The following is a 21,302-nucleotide window of genomic DNA, read 5'->3' as shown; positions in this document are numbered from 1 at the left end:
ATATCATCAGCGAATCCGCAAATCTTCCTTCGTCACCACTTTATCGCGGCTGACCTGGAAACTGTTGAGCACCGGCTCACCGCCATTTAGGGATAAAATAAAATAGCTTGCCTGGGTATCGAAGGCCAGCCGCTTGTCCTCCTCACTAGGGCGGGAGGGACTGGCTGGATGGCTGTGCCAATTGCCCAGGAGCACGAGGCCCTGCTCGCGCAGTTCCTTGACCGCCGCAAACTGCTCCTTGGGGTCCAGGGAAAAATGCTCTGCGCTTTGGTCGGTATTCGTCAGATAAAAGACCTTCTCCACTTTCTTGACATCGCCTTCAATCCGGCCGCCCAACAGCCCGCAATCCTCAATAGGAGCTGTGGCGCGGGCATGACGCACCATTTCCAGATAATCTGTTAATTTCAGTTCAATCACCATCGCACTCCCTCCTTAATGATTGCGCAGGTCGCAGGCCGGCTGCTCATAGTCGACGAGCTCCGTGATGGTCGGATGATCGCCGCAGACCGCGCAATCGTGATTGTGCGGAATCTTGACCTTGCGGAAGGTCATGGTCAGCGCATCATAGGTCAGCAGATAACCATTGAGCAAATCGCCAACGCCTAAGATATACTTGAGGGCCTCCGTTGCCTGCAAGGTGCCGATGATACCGCCCATGACGCCGAGCACGCCTGCCTGGCGGCAGGTGGGTACCGCGTCCTTCGGCGGCATCGTCGGGAATACGCAGCGATAGCAGGGCCCCTGTCCCGGCACATAAGTCATGAGCTGTCCCTGGAACCGGATGATGCCTGCATGGGAGTAAGCCTTCTGTTCCATGACGCAGGCATCGTTGATCAAGAACTTCGCCGGGAAATTATCCGTGCCATCGATGATGAAATCGTAATCCTGATCCCGGATGATGTCGCGGATGTTGGCCGACGTCACCAGTTCATTATAGGTATGGACCGTTACATCGGGATTCATCTCAGCGATGGTCTCCTTGCCCGACTGGATTTTGGGCTTGCCCACATCCTTCGTCTGATGGATAATCTGGCGTTGCAAGTTGGAAAGGTCAACCACATCGAAATCGACCAGGCCAATCTGGCCGACGCCAGCTGCCGCCAGATACATGGCCGCCGGGGCACCAAGGCCGCCAGTGCCGATGACCAGCACCTTGCCCCCCAGCAGTTTTTCCTGGCCCTTGCCGCCCACCTGCTGCAGGATGATATGGCGGGAATAGCGCTCAATCTGTTCATTCGTCAAGCTGACACTCATCTTGCACCGCCTCCCATGAAGTACAGGAATTCCACCGTATCGCCATCTCCCACAAAGGTATTGTCAAAACCCGAATGATCCACGAATTCCCCATTCAGCTGCACCGTTACATATTCCGGCTGGTCGGCCTTTGCCACCACCAGCAGTTCTCTTACATTGATGGATTTCTCGATTTCCAGAGCTTCGCCATTGACCGTCAGTTTCATTTTCTCTACCTCCACGTACTAGAAAAAGCCTATGAGAAACGCCAAGTTATCCATAAATACACCTCGTGAAAAGATTCCACAGTGGTATTCCATGCCCTGAGCGTTTCCCATAGGCTTCCGTTTATCGAATGACCTACGGTGATACCGTTCAATCATATTAAACCGATATGTTTTACAAATCGATAGTGATATCTTACAACAACGCCTACGAAATGTCAACTATTTTTTATTTTTTGTAAAGCCAGGTCTCACCCTGCATCAATCCGCTCATCACACAGGCACCAGCTGCCCCGGCGGCCAGCACCGCCGCCAGCCTTGCCGGCGTGATGCCGCCGATGGCATAGACAGGGAGTGCTGACGCCTGGCAGGCCGCCTGCAAGAAATCCAAGCCCCGTCCCGGAAGGCCCTGCTTGCAGTCTGTTTCATAGATATGCCCCACCACCAGATAGGAGCAGCCAAGGCGCTGGGCCTCCTCCACCTCATCCAGGGAATGGCAGGAGGTGCCAAGGACTTGCCATGCTGACCGCTCTGCTGGTGAAAGCTGCCGCAGCTGAGGCAGCGGCAGCTGCAGGCCATCCGCCTTCAACCCCTGGGCAACAGCAGCCTGTCCATGCAGGATGACCGACACACCGTACTGCCTGCCGATTCCCATGACTTTCCGGGCGAGTTTTGCATACTCTTCTGCCGCCAGATCCTTTTCCCGCAGCACGATGGCCCGGGGGCCCTGAGCAGCAATCCGAGCCAGCCGCCTGTCAAAATCCCCGGTACATTGTTTGCGGTCCGTAATGGCGATGACTTTTGACAAGTCAATGGTTGACCGGTCAAATCCTGACTTGTCAAAGATTGACTTGTCATTTTTTTCCCTACACATAGAGATAGTCATTGAGCACCGGCTGCAAGCCCTCGGCGGCCATATCCGCATACATGGCCGCCAGACTGCGGGTATCGCAGATTTCAAACTGCTCATCGCCGGTGCGCGCTTCATCCTTGCCCGTATATTTTTCCTCATGGTCCCCAATGCCCGTGGACACCCCCGCAGAAATCTTCGTCGCGCAGATCTTGGCAATGCCGTTGCGGAAGGCGGCACTCTCCCGGGAGGAGACCGTTATGCCGGCAAAGGGCAGGAAGATGCGATAGGCGCAGAGGATCTGGCAGAGCTGCCGCTCGCCGACGTCCAGCGGATTGATCTTGTCGTTGTTGATGATGGGCCTCAGGCGCGGACAGGAAAGGGAAAACTCCGCCTGGGGATACTTGCGCTGCAGATAATAGACATGCAGTGCCGTAGCCAGTGCATCCTTGCGGAAATCCGACAGGCCCAAGAGGGCCGAAAAGCCGACGCCGCGCATCCCGCCGCGCAAGGCGCGTTCCTGGGCCTCAAAGCGGTAAGGCCAGACGCGCTTATGGCCCAGAAGATGCAGCGTCTCATATTTCTTGAGGTCATAGGTCTCCTGAAACACCGTGACATAATCGGCCCCGCATTCGTGAAGGTATCTGTAATCCTCGGTGTTGACGGGATAGATTTCCAGGCCCACGTTCTTGAAATACTTGCGCGCCAGCTTGCAGGCCTCACCAATATAGGAAACATTGGATTTGGTCTTGCTCTCCCCAGTGAGCAGCAGGATTTCCTCCATGCCCGATGAAGCGATGACCTGCATCTCATGCTCGATCTGCCCTGCATCGAGCTGCAAGCGCTTGATGTCATTGTAGCAGTTGAAGCCGCAGTAGACGCAGTAATTCTCACAGTAGTTGGCGATGTAGAGCGGCGTGAACAGATAGACCGTGTTGCCGAAATGACGGCTTGTTTCCAGCCGTGCCCGCGCGGCCATCTCCTCGAGGAAGGGCTGCGCCGCTGGCGACAGCAAGGCCTTGAAATCCTCCACCGTGCAGCTGTCATGATTGAGCGCCCGCCGCACATCAGCAGCCGTATAGGAAGCGTAATCGTAGGCCTCCATCGCCGCGATGACCCGCGCCCTTACTGGCGAATCGATCTGCTCCATATCGGGGAAGTATTCCAGCGGGTCCTTACGGCTGGCTGGGTCTTGTTCCAGCTGATGCTTCTTGGCCAGTGCCCCTTCGCTTAGTTTTTCCGAGTCGACAAAAAACTGATTTTCCATGACGCGCCTCCTCAGTCGTGCAAAAAGCCAGTAAGGGGGTCCGAGGCAGCAGCCCCGCGGGTCAGCACGCGGCCCAGTCCCGCCAGATATGCCTTGCGGCCAGCGGCTATGGCGTCCTTGAAGGCTGCGGCCATCAGCGGCAGATTGCCTGCCGTGGCCAGCGCCGTATTGGCCATGATAGCGGCCGCCCCCATCTCCATGGCTGCACAGGCCTCGGAGGGCTTGCCGATGCCGGCATCGACGATGATCGGCAAGTCGATCTCATCGATGAGGATCTGGATGAACTCTTTCGTGGCCAGCCCCTTATTGGAACCGATTGGCGCCGCCAGCGGCATGACGGCCGCCGCCCCTGCCTCCACCAGGTCCCGGGCCACATTGAGGTCCGGATACATATAGGGCATGACCACAAAGCCTTCTTTGGCCAGCCGTTCCGTCGCCTTGATGGTCTCCCCATTGTCGGGCAGCAGGTATTTCGAATCCCGCATGATCTCGATCTTGACGAAGTCCCCGCAGCCAAGCTCCCGGGCCAAATGCGCGATGCGCACGGCCTCATCGGCGTTGCGCGCCCCCGAGGTATTGGGCAAAAGGGTCACGCCTTTTGGGATATAGTCAAGGATATTTTCCTGCTCCTTCGTATTGGCCCGGCGCACGGCCAATGTCACGATTTCCGCCCCGGCATCCCGCACGGCAGCCTCGATGAGCTGCAGCGAGTATTTGCCCGAGCCAAGGATGAAGCGGGAGTGGAACCTATGCCCGCCAATCACCAAACAATCTTCCTGTTTTTCCATCTGTCATTACTCCTCTCCACGCTGTTTCCGGCCCATTGACCGCTCAGCCACCGCCCATGAAGCAGACAATCTCCACCACATCGCCGTCTTGCAGCACCGTCGTTTCATAGTCCGCCTTCGGCAGGATGACTTCATTGTATTCCACGGCAATCGCCCGGCTGTCATAGCCCGCCTCCTGGAGGTAATCACAGAGGCTTTTGCCTGCTGCCGCTTTGTCCTCACCATTTATCCTGACCATCTGCATCCTCCTGTAAAACCTGCACGAAAAAGGGAACCTGCCTGATTGGCAAGTTCCCTTCGGTTTACACGTATCATTCACCGCTCATCCCTACGTTGGCATTATCCAAATCAGGTTATGGGTCGGAGTCGTAACCTCCCTCTCAGCCTGCTGTGATGTTCCCATCGGCAAGCTCCCCTTGCTGTGCAATTGTCTTTGACTATTATACGTCAGCTTACGCAAAATTGCAAATTGCTCAGATGACGTAGTCAAAATAGAACTGCAAGCGGCGGTATTGGTTCAGGAAGAAATAACGGTTAGCAAACGCAGCTTTTACGCGAGGTTCCACGTGGCTCGAGGCCAGTTCCCGATAGACCGACAGCATTTCCTTCAGCTCCTTGGCCTTATAGACCTTGATGCCAAAGCCGCGGCCATTGATCAGTGGCCGACCCGAATACTCATAGTCCGCCAGCGGCAGGATAGATTCGATCCTGCCTTGCCGCACCGAAACCGCTACCTGGTCGCGCAGGATAAGGATGTCAAAATCGGCCGGATACTCGTAGCTGATGCCCCGGCGGGGAATCTCATCCCCCACCTGATAGGGTTTCTTGACGGCTGCGGCTACCTTCGTGACGTTGTAGCTTTCGATATCGTAGTAGAATTCATCGAAGACATCGCCCCGGGCGCGGATGCCGCCGTTCACAAAGGCGAAGCCTGCCCCCTCGTCGGCCTTTTCGGCGGCGACGACGATACCGCCGCCGGCCACATCATAGCCATCCACCAACACGAACCGGCCCGTTGCCTGATGCTCCTGGAACACATCAAAGGCAATGGCCTCCTTGAGGCTCAGGATGACTTCTGCCACATCGTTCAGCCGCAGTTCCTTGGCTCCCTCGCGGCTGTCGAGATTGGCCGCATCGATGGTCTTGACGATGTCAGCCACCTCGGCCTCCACCTCCTGGGTGGCAAGCTTTAATTTGTAGGTACTGCCCTTGCGCAGAGGATTGCGCCCCATCCAGAATATCGAGGCCCGCAGGCGGTTGGACACGTGGGGGGCCTTGGCCCCAGGCGTCGTGATGATCTCACCACGCTGGTTGAAGAACTCATCCCGGACGATGATGCCCGTGGATTCCCCGGCCAAGGCGCGCTCCTTCTTGTCCCGCTCCTGCCAGTAGGCAATGGACTGGATGACCGTGCGGCGCCCCGAGGGGTAGATGGCAATCTCATCGCCCACGGCGAGCTTGCCGGCCTCGATGCGTCCGGCAATGATGCGGCGGTCGTCGAATTTGAACACATCCTGTATGGGCAGGCGCAGGTCCTTGTCGAGAATTTCTTTGCTGGCCTCGAGCAAATCGAGAGAATCCAGCAGCACCGGGCCATCATACCAAGGCATATTGGCCGACTTGGCGGCGATATTGTCGCCCTGATACCCCGATACCGGCAAATAACGCAGAGGCTTTACCCCCAGCGGTTCCAGGAACGCCTTCATATCGTCAGCAACCTTGTGGAATACTTCCTCGGAGTAGTCCACCAAATCCATCTTGTTGACAACCACATAGACCTTCTCGATGCCCAGCAGGGACAGCATATAGCCATGGCGCTTGGACTGCTCCTGCACCCCCTGTTTAGCATCAACAATCAAGAGAGCCGCATTGGCATTGGCTGCCCCCGAAATCATATTCTTGAGGAACTCCTTATGCCCCGGGGCATCGATGATGACATACTCCCGTTTCTTCGTCGCAAACTGGATCTGGGTCGTATCAATCGTGATGCCCTGTTTCTGCTCTTCCTCAAAGGCATCGAGGAGATAGGCATACTCAAAGGGCTTGCCCGTTTCCCTGGCGATGCGCTTGACCTTGTCCACTGCGCCCTGGGGCAGGGAATCCGTATCGTAGAGCAGACGGCCGATGACCGTCGATTTGCCATGATCCACATGACCGACCACCACGATATGCAGACCTTCTTGTTTCAATTTCTCATCCATTACATATACCCCTCTTTACGCAGTTTCTGCATCGCATAAGCATCTTCCTGGTCCTGCTTGCGCCCGGCACGCTCGCCAGTCTTCGTATGTTTCAATTCTTCAATGATCTTGTCAAGGGTATCAGCCTCCGACTCAATCTGTCCCGTGCAGCAAGCACAGCCCAGGCTGCGGTAACGCTTGCCGTTCTTGGCAAAATACAAGTCGATGATGGGAATATTCTCCCGGCGGATGTATTCCCAGATATCCAGCTCACTCCAAGCAAGAATCGGATGCACGCGGATGTGGTTGCCCTTGGGGAAATCCGTCTTGAACTGATTCCAGAGCTCTGGCGGCTGGTTGGTGTAGTCCCAGCCATCATCTTGGGTACGCTCGGAGAAAACCCGCTCCTTGGAGCGGGAGCCCTCCTCGTCGCGGCGCACCCCGACGATAAGACCGTCAAAGCCGTGCTGCTTCACCACCTGACGGAGGCCTTCGGTCTTGAGGGCCTTGCAGCAGGCCAGGCGCCCCTTGTCGGGACCGATGCCCGCATGTATGGCCTCCCAATTCGTATGCACGATGAGGTCAAGGCCGAGTTCCTTGGCGACGCGGTCGCGGTAGGCAATCATCTCGGGAATCTTGTGTTTCGTATCCACATGGATGAAGGGAAAGGGTACATGGCCGTAAAAGGCTTTCTTGGCCAGCCACAGCAGCACCGTCGAGTCCTTGCCGATTGACCAGAGCATGCCCAGCTTGCCCAATTTCTTATACGCCTCCCGGAGGATGTAGATACTCTCCGCCTCCAGTTGATCCAGATGATCCATTGCCATTGTTATCGTCTCCTAACCTCAATACGCATTTGCTTTATTTTTTGCTACGATGATTTCCTGCTCGCTGCCATCGGGAAGTCTTAGCTGCCAGGTAAGCGACGCCGCCGAATCATGGGCATAAAGCCGGCCGCCGGCACCGCCAAGATCAGCGCTCAGATAGTAGAAAATCGCATCCCGCGGGCACTCCTTGACGCAGGCCGTGCAGCCCCAGCAGTCCCGCACCTCGCGGATGGCGGCTTTCCCCGCCGTCACTTCCAATAGATTTCCCGGACAGACCTCCGTGCAGCGGCCGCAGCCCACGCACTTTTCCGGTTCAATGCTGATGCTCATACCGTTCCCCCCGCTTGACCAGATCTCGATAGATGATTTTCACCTTTCCCTCCTCCAGCCGCGAATTGACATATTTTTCCAGTGCCGGATCTTTGTCCGGATAGTCAAGATTCTCGGCAAAGGAGTGCCAACGCGTCTCCCGGCGGGCCTTCAGATGCTCGATGAGCACGCGGCAGATGAGCAGCCGCTCCTGCAGTTCAAAGAGCTGCACCAGCTCATAGCCATCCGCCGCCCGCAAGTCCTCACTGAGCCTTGTCAGCCGCCCGATGTGTTTGGCCGCCAGGTCCAGCTGCCTTTCCGTATAGCGATAGCCAGTGGTAATCCCCCCTGCATACTCATCCATAACCTGCTGCATGGCCTCCTCAAGCCCCGCCGCCGTAAACAGCGGACTAGCTGCTGGTGGCTTCAGCAGTGCCGTGACCCGGTCCAAAATCCTCTGGCGGACCGCCGGGGGAAGGGCTGGCTGCCCCTGCCCTTCCGCATAGGCGGCGGCACTTTCCGCGGCAATCTTTCCCTCCACAAAGGCACCGGTCACATATTTCTGCGGGCAGCCGCCAGCCACGTCGCCAGCTGCGAACAGCCCCGGCAGCGTCGTCGCCCGCACCGCATCGATCCAATAGCCGCTGGCCGTATGGCCGCCCACCACATAGGGCTCGGAGCCCTCCACCTCCACATTGGCGCTGGCAGGGCCTAGCCCCGTCTCGCGCCACTTCATGGTCTGGGCCGGTGCCATGTTGAGATAGGCCCGCTCCAGCGAAGCCTGCTGCACCTCGGTGATGCCCTCGGTTTCCAGATAGCAGGGGCCCCGCCCGGCCAGATTCTCGCTGACCACGGCATACAGGCGCTCTGACGTCGTATTGCCGTATCTATGCTGATAGCGCTCCCCCGCTGCGTTGACCTGAGCCGCGCCGACGCCCTGGGCCAATGTTCCCGTCGGCGCAATGGTCCCCTTGCAGCGCAGGGCGATGAACCGCATCTCAAAGGTCGTCATCTCCGCGCCAGCCCGCAGGCCCATGGCATAGCCAGCCCCGGTATTGAAGGGACTGTACCACATCTTGTGGCGGGAACGGCCCGGATGATTGGGCCGGTAGAGCCCGGCCGCACCGCCCGTGGCACAGATGACGGCCTTGGCCTGCAGGAAATACAACTTCTCCTGCCGCACGCCGACGCCCCAGGCGCCAGTCACCGAGCCATCATCAGCCTGCAAATAGTCGACGACACTTACATGTTCCAGCACTTCTACATTTTTGCTCTTGCGCACCGCCATCGCCAGCAGCGGCTTGATATTTTCACCATTTATCTTGAGATTGCGCCACCCACGGGAAACATACTGGCCCCGCTCATCCTTCAGGATGACAAGTCCCAGCTCTTCCATATGACGGGTCACTTCGTTGAGCCCCTGGGACATCGTCAGCAGCAGGTCATCGCGCACAATGCCCGCCGCGTCTTTCGCCGCGTAATCGGCATAATCCTCGGGACTGTGCCCCGGCGTGATATAGGCATTCAGGGCATTGACCCCGGCGGCCAGACAGCCGCTGCGCTTGATGCCGGCCTTATCCACCAACAGCACCCTGAGCTCCGGATGGTCTGTGGCCAAGGTAATGGCCGCATAGCAGCCAGCGGCACCGCCGCCCACAATCAGCACATCGGCTGTCTTATCCAAAACTTCCATTCGTCTTTCACATCCTGTATCAAATAACTACCGACTCTTCCTGTTTCGCCCGGTTTTCAATGATCTGGGTCTTCCCGCCGGCGAAACTGTAGACGCGGTGAATCAAAACCAGCGCCCGGTCCCCCTCCTGCAAGGGTTTCTTTTCGAGGCTGCGCCAGCCATATAAGAGCTGGCCTTTGACCTCCACCACCACTTGCAGGCTGCTGCCCCGGAAATAGGTGGCCCTGACCGTGCCCTGTTCCGCCGCCAGGGGCATCAGGATTTCCTCCTCCTCGGCAGCAATCTCCAGGAATTCCGGCCGCAGGATGCCCTCATGGCTGCCTGCGCCATTCGTAAATCCCTTGAACACCGTATAGTCGGGAACATGCACCGATTCACCGATGAAATCCGCCACAAAGGGCGTCTCGGGATGCTGATAGATGGCAGCTGGCGAACCAGCCTGCTCCACATGGCCGTGATTCGTGATGATGATGTCATCGGCCACCTCCACCGCCTCATCCTGGTCATGGGTGACAAAGATACTGGTGATGCCCAGCTGATGGATGGTGGCCCGCAGCCATTGTCTCAGTTCCTTGCGCACCTTCGCATCGATGGCCGCAAAAGGTTCATCCAATAACAGAAGCTCCGGCTCTGGGGCCAAGGCCCGTGCAAAGGCTACCCGCTGCCGCTGGCCCCCTGAAAGCTGCTGCGGATAACGGGTGGCAAATTCTTTAAGCCCAATAAGCTCCACAAGCTTATCCACCCGCGCGGCAATTTCCTTTGGCGGCACCTTCTGAACCTTGAGCCCAAAGGCGATATTTTCCCATACCGTCATATGGCGGAACAACGCGTAGTTCTGGAACACAAAACCAATGCCGCGCTTCCCCGCCGGCAGGTCGTTGACCCGCTTGCCCGCAATGAAGATATCCCCGCTGTCGGGATGCTCGAGGCCTGCAATCATGCGCAGGATGGTGGTCTTGCCACTGCCCGACGGTCCCAAGAGGCCGATAAGTTTTCCCTTTTCCACCGTCAGATTCACGTCATCTGAGGCCTTGAACGTGCCAAAATTCTTATGGATATGTTTAAGTTCTACTTCAATTGCCATTTCTTAGCCCCCGTTTCGCCCGCCATTCCACCAGATTCCGCAGGATCAGGATGATGACGGCCAGAATCACCAGAATCGATGCCACGGCAAAGGCCGCCGTGAAATTGTATTCGTTATAGAGGATTTCGATATGCAGCGGCAGGGTATTCGTCTTGCCCCGGATATGTCCCGAAACTACCGACACCGCACCGAATTCCCCCAGGGCCCTGGCGGTACAAAGTATCACGCCATAGAGCAACGCCCACTTGATATTCGGCAGGGTCACCCGCCGGAAAATCGTCCAGCCGCTGGCCCCCATCGTCGCCGCAGCCTCCTCCTCGCTGCGCCCCTGGGCCTCCATGACCGGCACCAGCTCCCGGGTGATGAACGGAAAGGTCACGAACAACGTGGCGAGGATGATGCCCGGCACCGCGAAGATGATCGCGATGTGCTCAGCCCGCAGGAAGGGATAGAGGGGACTCATGCGGCCAAACAGGATGACAAACAGCAAACCGGCCACCACCGGAGAAATGGCAAAAGGCAGATCCAGCAGCGAACTCCAAAAAGCCTTGCCGCGGAAATCATATTTCGTGAGCAGCCAGGCCGAAGCCAGGCCAAATACCGTATTGCCAAGCACCGCCGCCACCGTTGCCTCTAAGGTCAGATACAGCGCCTTGCGCGCAAAGGGCTCGTCGAGAGCGGCCAGATAAGCCTGCCAGCCCTTGGCCAACGCCTCGCTGGCCACCAGGACCAGCGGCAGCACCAGCATGACCAGCAGGAAGGCAGCAGCCAGTCCGATAAGCCCCCATTGACTGAATTTATGCGGTTTCACTGCCAACTTTCACACCCCCTGTTTCTGCACGCGATAGCGCTGATACCCATTGATGACCAATAAGATGGCAAAGGACAAGAGCAGCAGCACCAGCGCAATGGCCGCCGCTGCCTGATAGTCGAACTGCTCCAGCTTAGCCATGATCAAGAGCGGTGCGATTTCCGTCTCATAGGGAAGATTGCCCGCAATGAAAACCACGCTGCCGTACTCGCCGACCCCCCGGGCAAAGGCCAAAGAAAAACCCGTGAGCAGCGGCGATACCAGCTCAGGAAAAATTACACGGCGAAAGGTCAGCCAATCGCCTGCCCCCAGCAAAGATGCCGCCTCCTCCACCTGCAGGTCGAGGTCCCGCAGCACCGGCTGGACGCTGCGGGCCACAAAGGGCAGGCCCACAAAGACCATCGCTAACGTAATGCCCAGCGGCGAAAAGGCCGAGGGAATCCCCAGTGCATACAGGTACTGGCCCAGCCAGCCGTTTTCCGCATAGAGCGTCGTAAGCGCAATGCCCGCCACCGCCGTGGGCAGGGCAAAGGGCAGATCGATAAGGCCATCGAGAAGCCCCTTGCCGAAGAACTCATAGCGGACGAGCACCCAGGCCAGCAGCAACCCGAAGACACCATTCATCACCGCTGCCGCCAGTGCCGTCAGCAGGCTGATATAATACGCATGGAATACGCGGTAATCCAGCACCACTGCAAAAAATTTCTCCCAGCCCATGCCTGTGGTATACAGGACAAAAGCGGCCAGCGGAATCAATAAGATAAGCGAGAGATAAAAGAATGTGATGCCGCAGGTAAAGCGATATCCCGGAATGACTTTCTTATTGCTGAAACTGCTCACTTTCCTGCCTCCTTCACCGTGTCATTTCTTCTCATAAATCTGGTCAAAGGTACCGCCATCGGCGAAATGCTCCTTCTGGGCCTTTGTCCAGCCGCCAAAAGCCTCATCGATCGTCACGAGCTTGAGGGGCAGGAATACCTTGGCATACTTAGCGGCCACCTCTTTGTCACGGGGACGGTAGAAATTCTTAGCGGCGATTTCCTGGCCCTCTTTGCTGTAGAGGAAGTTGATGTAGGCCTCGGCCAGCTTACGCGTGCCCTTGCGCTCCACCACTTCATCGACTACCGCCACCGACGGCTCCGCCAGGATGCTGATGGACGGCACTACGATCTCATAATCGTCCGGTGCATCCTTCACCGACAGCAGGGCTTCATTCTCCCAGGCAATCAAGACATCCCCCTGCCCGCGCTGGACGAAGGAAGTCGTTGCACCACGGGCACCGGAATCCAGTGCCACCACATGGCTGAACAGTACCTTGAGGAAATCCTTTATCTTGGCCTCATCGCCATTGTTATGCTCCTTGGCATATTCCCAAGCTGCCAGATAGTTCCAGCGGGCACCGCCTGATGTCTTCGGATTCGGCGTCACGATCTGCACATCGTCCCGCACCAGGTCGTTCCAGTCGTGGATGTTCTTCGGGTTGCCCTTGCGCACCAGGAAGACGATCGTCGAGGTATAAGGTGCCGAGTTATCGGGGAATTTCTTGATCCAGTCCTTGTCGATGAGACCTGCCTGGGCAATCTCATCCACGTCATAGGCCAAGGCCAGCGTGACCACATCTGCCTCGAGCCCATCGCGCACCGACCGGGCCTGCTTGCCCGAACCGCCATGAGACTGGGAGAAGGTCACGTCTTCGCCGGATTCTTTTTTCCATTCCTCCTTGAACTTCGCATTGAACTCCGCGAAGAGCTCACGGGTCGGGTCATAGGAGACATTGAGGAACTCCTTGCCAGCGCTGCCGCTGTCTGCCGTTGCATTGCCGCCGCACCCCGTCAGCGCCCCCATGGCCAATACCAAACCTGCCGCAAGTCCAAACCATTTTTTCGCCTTCATTTCAAACACTCCTCATCCTTCATACTAATGACCTATATCAGAAACATATACGAAAAAAGCCTATGGACGCACAGAACGCTCAGACTTATCCTCGCGGTTCCTGTACGGCTCCATAGGCTTTCGTTTTTCGAATGACCTGCGGTTATCCGTTTAATCATATTTATCATATATGCTTTCTTTCGATTGTTAATAGTCTATATCGGCTCAAGCCATTTGTCAAGTCTGTCATACTGCCTGGCAGAACATTCAGATGCCCTCACCATCCAATCCGGTAAAGCGCTGTTTCTCCGTCCGCTCCATCTGCACGACGCTTCCACGCTTCACCACGATGACCAGCCGCCCATACTGCAGACGGCAGAATTCCTGCCGGATATGCTCGGCAACATGCTGGCGTTGTTTTTCACTCCATACCTGCTCGTCCCGCTGGCAGCCAAAATTTTCGATCCGCAGTTTTTCCTTCCACTCCACCTGGACCAAAATTCCATCCTGCGCGACCAAAACCACTTCACCGTAGCTGATGAGCTGCAAAATCTTGAGGATCTCAGCCATGACGCCAGCAGGAACTTCTCCTACACACAATTTTCTCCCGGCCATCCATCCGCCCCCCTAAAATATACTTATCAGATATGTTTAATTTATATTGTATAATATACCTTTTCTTTGCATTCGTCAACCCATTTCAGAAAAAATAATGTAATAGTGTAAACAAGCATACTTACAGTATTTGACAAGTCAACGGGGAAATGATATGTTGGACCTGATAGACATAGTATCTGAACACAGACAGAAAGGAAGCCGGCGACACCTGCTTCTGCCCGGCCTGCACCGCCGGCAAGACCATCCTCGACAATCGCGACGTCCTGTTGGGCTGACAAAAAAACTCTGTTTGCAGAGGATTTCCCTCCGCAAACAGAGTTTTTTATATCTCAGATCTTGAACTTCTCCACCGATGCTTCCAGATCCTGTGCCATCTCCGTTAACTGACGGCTCGAGCTGGCGATTTCATTCATCGTCGCCGTCTGCTCCTCCGTGGCCGCTGATACCGTTTCGGCCTCACCCGCCACGCTGCGGCTCATAGCACTAATCTTGCTAATTGCCCCGGATATCGTATTGGTACTGGTGGAAAGGGTCACAACAATCCGCTCCATTTCCCGCGTCTCTTCCACTACCTTTTCCACCATCTCTGCAATATCCTTGAAGGTCATGCCGGCACCGTTTACAGCACCAACACCATTCTGTACCTGGCTGACACCATCCTGCATAACCGATACCGCACTTCTCGATTTCGACTGAATGGAGCCAATGATGCCGGCAATTTCACGGGCCGACTCACTTGACTGCTCAGCCAACTTGCGGACTTCATCGGCAACTACCGCAAAGCCGCGGCCATGCTCACCAGCCCGGGCTGCCTCGATGGCGGCATTGAGTGCCAAAAGATTCGTCTGCTCGGCAATCTCGGAAATCGCATCGACAATCGTGCCAATCTTATCCGACTCGTGACCGAGCTCTTCAATGACCTTGGCCGACTCGCTGACCGACTGCTCAATAAGCTCCATCTGCTGCACCGCACTGGCGACCTTCTGCTCGCCAGCATCCGCCTGCGTTTTCGCAGAGCCGACAACCGTACCAGCATGGTCAAGCGCCTTTTCAAACTTCTCCATATTCATGGCCAGATTGTTGATATGCTCGCTGGCATTCTCGACCTCCGTGAACTGCTCACTGCACGAACCAGCGACATTGACAATCGAGTCAGCCACCTGCCCGCTGACCTCCGCCGACTGCTCGGAGCTGTTCGTCAGCTGCTGCGACGAAGTAGAAACCTGCTGGCTGGACTCTGCCACCTGACGCATCATATCATGAACCTGCTGCTGGAGTTTCTGCAGCGCCTGACTCATTTCACCAATCTCGTCGCTGCGATGCATGACCTCCGTAAGGGATTCATCCTTGCGAAAATCTCCCGTAGCGAGAATTCCCAGTCGATTCGTAACAAGATGAATCGGGCCAACTACTGTCCCAGCTGCATACATCCCTAAACCGATAAAAACGGCCAACAGCACGACAATAATCCCACCGAGTTTCATGAGGCTGGCCCAGAACGTCCCATCTGCCTCAGCCCGCTCCTCAGCCACCTTCGTATCAATATAGTCAATCCAAACGCCAGTACCTACCACCCACTGATACGGAGCAAACGATGCCGTGTAATTGCGTTTGGGAAGCGGCGTCGTCTCATTCGGTTTGGCAAACATCAAATCCGTGTAACCACCGCCATCTTTGCGACCATTCTCAATCATTTCCTTGATAAAATGCCGCCCCTCTGGGTCAACCAAATCAATACGGGATTTTCCTTCGGTATCACGGCCAAGCAAAACGACATTGACACCATCATAAGTATCAATCCAGAAGTATCCCTTGCCATCATCATAACGCATCTGACGAATCAAGTTTGCCGCTTCCTTCTTCGCCTGTTCCTCCGTCAGCTCCCCTTTCTGCTGGCGGTCATAGACCTGTTTGATGATAGAAATCGCCGATTCCGTCTCAATCTTGAGTTCGCGTTCCACATCCTGCGTCAACGTCTGGCGAAACATCTCCACCTGCCGATCGGTCTCACTGATAAGATTCGTGATGAACAATGCGCTGACCAGCACAGTCGTCAATATCGCTGTACCAACAACCATGATGACAAAACGTCCCTTTAACGACATAATAATCTCCTCCTATATCCTTATTTTCCCACGATAATTTCTGCTATATCTGTTCGACACCCTCGCATGTAATCCTGCTTTGACAGAATTTTATTAATTTACGCACGCAAAAACGAGGCAGGAAAAACATCACTAGGATGCTTTACCTGCCTCGTTGGGGGCCGAATAATCTTTAAGGGCAATCAACGTCAAGATACGCGAAACGCCTGTATCTCCTCACGAGTCGGAATGGAGGTTTGGGCCCCACGGCGCGTGACGGCAATGGCGGATGCACGCGCCGCAAAATCGATGGCATCCGCGTAATTCTCTCCCGTAAAAGCACTAAGGAACGCCGCCAAGAAACAATCCCCAGCTGCTGTTGTATCCACCGCTTTGACTTTATAGGCAGGGAACGTCTGCAGCCGTTCATTCGTAACCAACATCGTTCCATTGCCGCCTAGAGTTACTAGGACAGCCCCCACACCCTTCGCCGTGAGACTTCGCGCTGCTGCAATTACCTGTTCTTCCGTATCGGTCGGCATGCCCGTCAAAACGGACAACTCGGTTTCATTCGGTTTGGTGATATCGATAAGAGAATACAATTCCTCTGGAAAATCCGCTCTTGCTGGTGCGGGATCAATAACGACCATCTTCCCACATTCTTTTGCCAATCGGGCTGCTTCGATTACGGCCGGCATGGGAATTTCCAACTGCATAACAACCACATCCGCAGCGTCAAACAAATGACGGTTGGCACGAATCATTGTCCCATCCACCTCGTGATTTGCACCAGCTATCACACTGATACTGTTCTGACCGTTATCTTCTATCTCAATAAACGCCTTCCCTGTCTCCAAAACTTCTGAAACCTTTATCCCAGAGGTATCCACCTTGACACTATGCAGATTTTCCAGCATTTGCTGACCAAAAGAATCCTTTCCCACGGCACCAATCATCGCAGTCGTTACGCCCAATTTTCCCAGCGCATACGCCTGATTGGCCCCCTTACCTCCTGGAACCAATTTAAGATTTCTGGCCATTACCGTTTCGCCTGCTAACGGGCGTCTTTCCATATAGACATCGAAATCCATATTCAGACTGCCCACCACTAAAACATTCTTCATGATACCCCCTCGCTTCTCCACATCATCCACCGTACCCCAAAAGGTATCACGCGCTATGGTTTGCAACGACCAGTTCTTCCTCCTCCGTCTCAAGCTTATGCTCTTTATGGAAATACCAGCCGATAAAGGCAAAGCAAAGAACATTAATGATAAAAGATAACTGCATCGAGCCCGTCACATCCGAAACATAGCCCTGGATAGCTGGAACAAAAGCACCGCCGACAATGGACATGACAATAATCGCACGGCCCATACTGGGGATTCCTTCCTTTGACGTACTCTTAACCTTGCACTTTGGATATGCCGTAATAGCAAACAAAGCAAAAATCGCTAATAACACATAAATCATCGCATGATACGGTTCCAGCGTATGCTGCAGCATTTCCATTTTATAAGCAGCAGCCTGTACCGCATCCATGCCAGCCAACTGGGAAGCCATCGATTCGCCTTCCTGGAAAATAAGATACTTGCCCAGCAGAATCCCACTGATAGAACCAATGGAAGACAAAACACTAAAATCTTATATAAATATTTATCTAAAAATTTATATAAGATTTTAGTATAAAAAAGCTGAAACAAAACATCACCGTTTTGCCTCAGCTTTTTCTTATTCCATTCACTGCCATCCCTGCAGGGTCCAATACGCTTCGATTCCCTTGACCACAGGATAAAAGACCTCTTCGATATTCGCCAGATGAACCACCTGCCAATGGCCATCTTCCTGTTGCTCCAGTTCCGCTGTGATAGAAAGCTGCGGAACCAGCTTGCCATAGGAATCCTCATGACCGGTTATCGCAAAAAGCGCGATGGCCTTCTTGTCCTTTTTCTGAACGGACTTTAGCTCTACCGAATAACTATCCTCGAACTTTCCCATCTCATCAGAAACCCATTTAGCCTGTCCATCACTGCGGCTAATGGGCATCAATTTAGGATCCATGTAGAATTCCAACGAGCGCTGAATAAAAACGATATCATCACTTCGGCGCTCAGCAATATAATTCTTCATAAAGGCCGTATCATGGCGAAAGAACCAATCCTGCGGATAGGTCTCGTGCAAAGCCTGTATATTATCCGCCAAAACAGCCGTACTCTCATCATAAGTGCTCGTAATAAGACGGTCCACGTCGGCATATTTTTTGACTTTATCATAGTCCCGCGATTTAACACCATCCACCAACTGCGCCAGAGCATATTCCGGCGTCCGTTCTGCTTGATAGGTGTAGCCGATACCACCGCCAGCTGCCAATAACAGCAACAATAGAATCAACAGGATATTTTTTCTGCGCATGATACCCTCCTCTCAATCCCCACATTTTTCCCTACTCTATCATGCCTGCCTGTAAGAAAAATGAATTGGTCCAATAAGCGACGGCTCAATGCCCCATATACTGCGGAACCGGCTTTTTCGTCAACGTATTGGTAATCCAGGGGAAATGCTGTTTCAGATACATTCCTACCTGTTCCCCGATATACTTTTTGCCAAAATAATCTGGATGAAGTCCATCGGTTGTATAACTGGCGTTGAGCCAACCACTGCTGTCCGTCAACATCGAGGCAATATCCAAATGGTATGGCTGCTGCATAATCCAGTCGTTGACATAATCCTGATGTGTCTTCCAATCATAAGGCGGCTGATCGATATGAGCCCGTTTGACCATAAGCGACGGATTGATGGGCGTCGGCGTCAAAAATACCGGAATGATTCCATAGGCATCGCATTTCTCTTTAATCGCCTTGAGATTTTGCACAATATGCCAGCCGTTGGTACCAGCGCGATAGTCGTTGACGCCGCCCATGATGACCAACACCCGCGGGGAAAACGGCAATACATCCCGCTCAAAACGTTCGAGCATATCTCCCGTCGTATTGCCACTGAACCCAATATTTTTTACCGGCACACTGCAGTACGTTTCCCAATTATAGAGCAAATACCCCGGCGGCACGGACATCGCACCTCCCCCATGGGTAATGCTGTCGCCAAGGGCAGCAATCGGTGTAGGAGCCGTAACGGTAAAATACTTCCTGCCAGACCATTCACTGATTCCATTGCCATACGCATCTACTGCACGAACCCGCCAATAATATTTCCCTGGCGTCGTATAGCCACCGTCTTCGTAGACATCATACGTTCCGGCCTGCAGGGAATGAACCAGCCGATCGCCATCTGGCGACGTGCTGTACACCTGAACTTCATGATGTTTTGCTCCTTCGGTAGGAATCCAGGAATATACCGGATAAACCGGTGCATAATCCATCTGCTCAAACTGGGTAGTCGGTTTCGGCGCGATGGGATTCCGCTCACTGCCCTCCAAGATGGACTTAGGCTTAGAAAAATGACCAATCGGATTGCCATTATAATCCAGCGCGCAGACCTTCCAATAGAATTTGCCCGCGTCTTCCCCGAAACGGCTCAAATCCAAATCCACACCATTGGTAAAAATCTGTTCCTTCGTCATGGCGATATTGGATTCCACATCCTGCTCAGAACGCAATACCACCACCTGATACTGCACCGCACTTGGCCGCTCCGGCCAAATCAAACGGATTTTACCGATTCTCATCGCCATAGGTTTCACCTGTGTTTCATCCACTGTCTTCACCGATGATTGCTTTTCGTCCGTTTTACCAAAAGCAATCACCCTTGGGATCGATGCCGACTTTTGAATCACACGCCTCGTCGTCGAATTCGTCGTCGCAGCTGCCGCAGTCGTTTCTGCCACTAGCCCAGCCGCCAGACAAATCGTCCCTATCAACAGCCATTTTTTCTTACTCAGCTTTATCTTCATGGTATTGTATAAAACTCCATCCTAACTATCTTCTTTTTCATTGACAACATCCATTATTATAACGCCATTGTTCCTAATTTGCCAACGACAAAAACTTTTCTGACCGAAATACTTGCCCTATGTGACAAGACAGTTTATAATACAAAAGCATCAACTGTCTTGTCAGCAGTAAACTGACATGTTATACGAAAGAGGGGTTATCTCATGATACTTGAACGCTTGGAAAAACTTCCCGTAGGTTCTTTCCAATACAAGCTTCTGTTCATCACGGGCCTTGGTTGGCTCTTCGACTCTATGGATACAGGACTCATCGCCTTTGTCCTGCCCGTATTGACCAAAGAATGGAGCCTTACTCCTGCACAGGTTGGCTGGATTGGTTCCATTGGACTCATCGGCATGGCACTCGGTGCTGTGCTGGCAGGAACACTTGCCGACCGCATCGGCCGCAAAAAAGTCTTTACCATTACGGTACTGCTTTACAGCCTTTCGACAGGTATGTGCGCACTCTCCTGGAGCTATGAATCCCTGTTGTTCTTCCGCTTCCTGGTTGGCTTTGGCCTCGGCGGTGAACTGCCCGTAGCAGCTACGCTCATGAGCGAATACGCGCCATCACATCTGCGCGGCCGTTTTATCGTCCTGCTTGAAAGTTTCTGGGGCATTGGCTGGCTCGTCGCTGCCTGCATCGCGTACTTATTGATTCCGGCCTTCGGCTGGAAAATCGCCTTTGCCATCGGCACGCTCCCTGCGCTCTATGTCTTTTTGATTCGCCTGCACATGCCGGAATCCATTCGTTACCTGATTTCCCAAAACCGCATCGACGATGCCAAGCAGATTATCCTTGATCTTGAAGCAAAACTGCACGTAAACAGTCAGCCTTTTGCGGCAGAACTCAGCGATACGGAAAAAGGCAAAAATGCTGCCGCTGCGCCAAAATTTGCCACGCTTTGGACCAAACCATTCCGCAAGCGGACCGCAATGCTATGGCTCGCCTGGTTCGGCATCGTCTACAGCTACTACGGCATCTTCATGTGGCTGCCGTCCATCGTCTACGCTCAGGGCTTTGCCGTCGTCAAGACGTTCGAGTATGTACTCATCATGACGCTCGCCCAGCTGCCGGGATATTATGCTGCCGCCTGGCTCGTTGATATCATCGGCCGCAAATACACGCTGTCGCTTTTCCTGCTGCTCTCCGGTATCTGCAGTTTCTTCTTCGGCAGCGCAGCGGATGCCACATCGCTTCTCGCCTGGGGGGCAGCCATGAGCTTCTTTAACCTCGGTGCCTGGGGTGTCATCTACACGTACACGCCGGAACAGTATCCGACTACCATCCGCGCACTTGGCAGCGGCTGGGCCGCAGGTTTTGGCCGCATTGGCGGTATGCTTGCACCGATGCTCGTCGGGCTTATGCTGGGAAGCGCTATGGGCATGAATACTATTTTCATGATGTTTGCCTCCGTGCTCATCATCGTATCGGCAATTGTCATCGGCCTGGGCAAGGAAAGCAAGCAGAAAACCCTGGAAGAACTCGAAACCGTTCTTGATTCTTAATATT

General features: G+C 54.3%; 22 protein-coding genes and 1 riboswitch. Of the genes, 1 reads left to right on the top strand and 21 read right to left on the bottom strand.

Annotation, left to right across the window (positions count from 1 at the left end; translation table 11 throughout):
* Window positions 1-6 precede the first annotated feature (6 nt).
* From T504_RS0108955 to T504_RS0108855, 21 genes are all read right to left on the bottom strand, one after another.
* Window positions 7-420, bottom strand: a complete 414-nt coding sequence (locus T504_RS0108955; RefSeq protein WP_081823420.1) for a M67 family metallopeptidase — start codon at window positions 418-420, stop codon at window positions 7-9.
* Window positions 421-432: 12 nt separating this feature from the next.
* Entirely contained in the window at window positions 433-1,254 is an 822-nt protein-coding gene (locus tag T504_RS0108950; RefSeq protein ID WP_033170736.1) for a HesA/MoeB/ThiF family protein, read from the bottom strand.
* Window positions 1,251-1,460: a sulfur carrier protein ThiS gene (gene thiS / locus T504_RS0108945; protein ID WP_033170735.1), complete on the bottom strand. Its 210-nt coding sequence runs from the start codon at window positions 1,458-1,460 to the stop codon at window positions 1,251-1,253. Before thiS (T504_RS0108945) ends, T504_RS0108950 begins: the two co-directional genes overlap by 4 nt.
* A 226-nt stretch (window positions 1,461-1,686) precedes the next feature.
* Complete coding sequence (locus T504_RS0108940) at window positions 1,687-2,331, bottom strand: thiamine phosphate synthase (protein WP_081823419.1); 645 nt, start codon at window positions 2,329-2,331, stop codon at window positions 1,687-1,689.
* Window positions 2,324-3,574, bottom strand: coding sequence for a 2-iminoacetate synthase ThiH (gene thiH, locus T504_RS0108935; RefSeq protein ID WP_033170733.1), 1,251 nt, complete (start codon window positions 3,572-3,574; stop codon window positions 2,324-2,326). The genes T504_RS0108940 and thiH overlap by 8 nt, the downstream gene beginning before the upstream one ends.
* Before the next feature lie 11 nt (window positions 3,575-3,585).
* The gene (locus T504_RS0108930; protein ID WP_033170732.1) at window positions 3,586-4,362 is read right to left on the bottom strand and encodes a thiazole synthase; all 777 of its coding nucleotides are present in this window, start codon (window positions 4,360-4,362) and stop codon (window positions 3,586-3,588) included.
* 43 nt (window positions 4,363-4,405) lie between these two features.
* Window positions 4,406-4,600, bottom strand: coding sequence for a sulfur carrier protein ThiS (gene thiS, locus T504_RS0108925; protein ID WP_033170731.1), 195 nt, complete (start codon window positions 4,598-4,600; stop codon window positions 4,406-4,408).
* 68 nt (window positions 4,601-4,668) lie between these two features.
* A riboswitch (TPP riboswitch) is annotated at window positions 4,669-4,789 on the bottom strand.
* A 46-nt stretch (window positions 4,790-4,835) separates the two neighbouring features.
* Window positions 4,836-6,563, bottom strand: a complete 1,728-nt coding sequence (locus T504_RS0108920) for a sulfate adenylyltransferase subunit 1 (protein ID WP_033170730.1) — start codon at window positions 6,561-6,563, stop codon at window positions 4,836-4,838.
* Window positions 6,563-7,363 carry a sulfate adenylyltransferase subunit CysD gene (cysD, locus tag T504_RS0108915; RefSeq protein ID WP_033170750.1) on the bottom strand — a complete coding sequence of 267 codons (801 nt, stop codon included), beginning with the start codon at window positions 7,361-7,363 and terminating at the stop codon, window positions 6,563-6,565. The genes T504_RS0108920 and cysD overlap by 1 nt, the downstream gene beginning before the upstream one ends.
* A gap of 24 nt (window positions 7,364-7,387) precedes the next feature.
* On the bottom strand, window positions 7,388-7,699 hold the full coding sequence (locus T504_RS0108910) for an indolepyruvate ferredoxin oxidoreductase subunit alpha (protein ID WP_033170729.1): 312 nt from the start codon (window positions 7,697-7,699) through the stop codon (window positions 7,388-7,390).
* On the bottom strand, window positions 7,683-9,371 hold the full coding sequence (locus tag T504_RS0108905) for an adenylyl-sulfate reductase subunit alpha (RefSeq protein ID WP_033170728.1): 1,689 nt from the start codon (window positions 9,369-9,371) through the stop codon (window positions 7,683-7,685). The genes T504_RS0108910 and T504_RS0108905 overlap by 17 nt, the downstream gene beginning before the upstream one ends.
* A 19-nt stretch (window positions 9,372-9,390) precedes the next feature.
* Complete coding sequence (locus T504_RS0108900) at window positions 9,391-10,455, bottom strand: sulfate/molybdate ABC transporter ATP-binding protein (RefSeq protein ID WP_197018703.1); 1,065 nt, start codon at window positions 10,453-10,455, stop codon at window positions 9,391-9,393.
* On the bottom strand, window positions 10,445-11,266 hold the full coding sequence (gene cysW, locus T504_RS0108895) for a sulfate ABC transporter permease subunit CysW (protein ID WP_156033514.1): 822 nt from the start codon (window positions 11,264-11,266) through the stop codon (window positions 10,445-10,447). The genes T504_RS0108900 and cysW overlap by 11 nt, the downstream gene beginning before the upstream one ends.
* A 9-nt stretch (window positions 11,267-11,275) precedes the next feature.
* Complete coding sequence (gene cysT / locus T504_RS0108890; protein WP_033170726.1) at window positions 11,276-12,106, bottom strand: sulfate ABC transporter permease subunit CysT; 831 nt, start codon at window positions 12,104-12,106, stop codon at window positions 11,276-11,278.
* A gap of 21 nt (window positions 12,107-12,127) precedes the next feature.
* The gene (locus tag T504_RS0108885; RefSeq protein ID WP_033170725.1) at window positions 12,128-13,159 is read right to left on the bottom strand and encodes a sulfate ABC transporter substrate-binding protein; all 1,032 of its coding nucleotides are present in this window, start codon (window positions 13,157-13,159) and stop codon (window positions 12,128-12,130) included.
* 246 nt (window positions 13,160-13,405) lie between these two features.
* Window positions 13,406-13,753, bottom strand: coding sequence for a YezD family protein (locus tag T504_RS0108880; protein WP_033170724.1), 348 nt, complete (start codon window positions 13,751-13,753; stop codon window positions 13,406-13,408).
* Between the two features lie 332 nt (window positions 13,754-14,085).
* Window positions 14,086-15,861, bottom strand: coding sequence for a methyl-accepting chemotaxis protein (locus T504_RS0108875; RefSeq protein WP_033170723.1), 1,776 nt, complete (start codon window positions 15,859-15,861; stop codon window positions 14,086-14,088).
* A 188-nt stretch (window positions 15,862-16,049) separates the two neighbouring features.
* A complete protein-coding gene (gene rbsK, locus T504_RS0108870) occupies window positions 16,050-17,030 on the bottom strand; it encodes a ribokinase (RefSeq protein ID WP_231473886.1) in 981 nt (326 codons plus the stop codon).
* Entirely contained in the window at window positions 17,011-17,472 is a 462-nt protein-coding gene (locus T504_RS0108865) for an MFS transporter (protein ID WP_033170722.1), read from the bottom strand. Before T504_RS0108865 ends, rbsK begins: the two co-directional genes overlap by 20 nt.
* Window positions 17,473-17,580: 108 nt before the next feature.
* A complete protein-coding gene (locus T504_RS0108860) occupies window positions 17,581-18,252 on the bottom strand; it encodes a hypothetical protein (RefSeq protein ID WP_033170721.1) in 672 nt (223 codons plus the stop codon).
* A gap of 85 nt (window positions 18,253-18,337) precedes the next feature.
* Window positions 18,338-19,750 (bottom strand): GDSL-type esterase/lipase family protein, encoded by a 1,413-nt coding sequence (locus T504_RS0108855; protein ID WP_051635300.1) that lies wholly within the window; start codon window positions 19,748-19,750, stop codon window positions 18,338-18,340.
* Window positions 19,751-19,954: 204 nt separating this feature from the next.
* On the opposite strand from T504_RS0108855, the gene T504_RS0108850 reads away from it, so the two are divergent.
* Window positions 19,955-21,298: an MFS transporter gene (locus tag T504_RS0108850; protein WP_033170720.1), complete on the top strand. Its 1,344-nt coding sequence runs from the start codon at window positions 19,955-19,957 to the stop codon at window positions 21,296-21,298.
* The last annotated feature ends 4 nt before the right edge of the window (window positions 21,299-21,302 follow it).

The organism is Selenomonas sp. ND2010 (genome assembly GCF_000702005.1).
Lineage (GTDB): Bacteria > Bacillota > Negativicutes > Selenomonadales > Selenomonadaceae > Selenomonas_A.
This window is presented reverse-complemented; position numbering and strand designations above follow the sequence as displayed.

Coding starts and splice junctions, on each gene's coding strand:
- T504_RS0108955 (WP_081823420.1), bottom strand. CDS start 420: ATGGTGATTGAACTGAAATTAACAGATTATCTGGAAATGGTGCGTCAT.
- T504_RS0108950 (WP_033170736.1), bottom strand. CDS start 1,254: ATGAGTGTCAGCTTGACGAATGAACAGATTGAGCGCTATTCCCGCCAT.
- thiS (WP_033170735.1), bottom strand. CDS start 1,460: ATGAAACTGACGGTCAATGGCGAAGCTCTGGAAATCGAGAAATCCATC.
- T504_RS0108940 (WP_081823419.1), bottom strand. CDS start 2,331: ATGTGTAGGGAAAAAAATGACAAGTCAATCTTTGACAAGTCAGGATTT.
- thiH (WP_033170733.1), bottom strand. CDS start 3,574: ATGGAAAATCAGTTTTTTGTCGACTCGGAAAAACTAAGCGAAGGGGCA.
- T504_RS0108930 (WP_033170732.1), bottom strand. CDS start 4,362: ATGGAAAAACAGGAAGATTGTTTGGTGATTGGCGGGCATAGGTTCCAC.
- thiS (WP_033170731.1), bottom strand. CDS start 4,600: ATGGTCAGGATAAATGGTGAGGACAAAGCGGCAGCAGGCAAAAGCCTC.
- T504_RS0108920 (WP_033170730.1), bottom strand. CDS start 6,563: ATGGATGAGAAATTGAAACAAGAAGGTCTGCATATCGTGGTGGTCGGT.
- cysD (WP_033170750.1), bottom strand. CDS start 7,363: ATGGATCATCTGGATCAACTGGAGGCGGAGAGTATCTACATCCTCCGG.
- T504_RS0108910 (WP_033170729.1), bottom strand. CDS start 7,699: ATGAGCATCAGCATTGAACCGGAAAAGTGCGTGGGCTGCGGCCGCTGC.
- T504_RS0108905 (WP_033170728.1), bottom strand. CDS start 9,371: ATGGAAGTTTTGGATAAGACAGCCGATGTGCTGATTGTGGGCGGCGGT.
- T504_RS0108900 (WP_197018703.1), bottom strand. CDS start 10,455: ATGGCAATTGAAGTAGAACTTAAACATATCCATAAGAATTTTGGCACG.
- T504_RS0108885 (WP_033170725.1), bottom strand. CDS start 13,159: ATGAAGGCGAAAAAATGGTTTGGACTTGCGGCAGGTTTGGTATTGGCC.
- T504_RS0108880 (WP_033170724.1), bottom strand. CDS start 13,753: ATGGCCGGGAGAAAATTGTGTGTAGGAGAAGTTCCTGCTGGCGTCATG.
- T504_RS0108875 (WP_033170723.1), bottom strand. CDS start 15,861: ATGTCGTTAAAGGGACGTTTTGTCATCATGGTTGTTGGTACAGCGATA.
- T504_RS0108860 (WP_033170721.1), bottom strand. CDS start 18,252: ATGCGCAGAAAAAATATCCTGTTGATTCTATTGTTGCTGTTATTGGCA.
- T504_RS0108855 (WP_051635300.1), bottom strand. CDS start 19,750: ATGAAGATAAAGCTGAGTAAGAAAAAATGGCTGTTGATAGGGACGATT.
- T504_RS0108850 (WP_033170720.1), top strand. CDS start 19,955: ATGATACTTGAACGCTTGGAAAAACTTCCCGTAGGTTCTTTCCAATAC.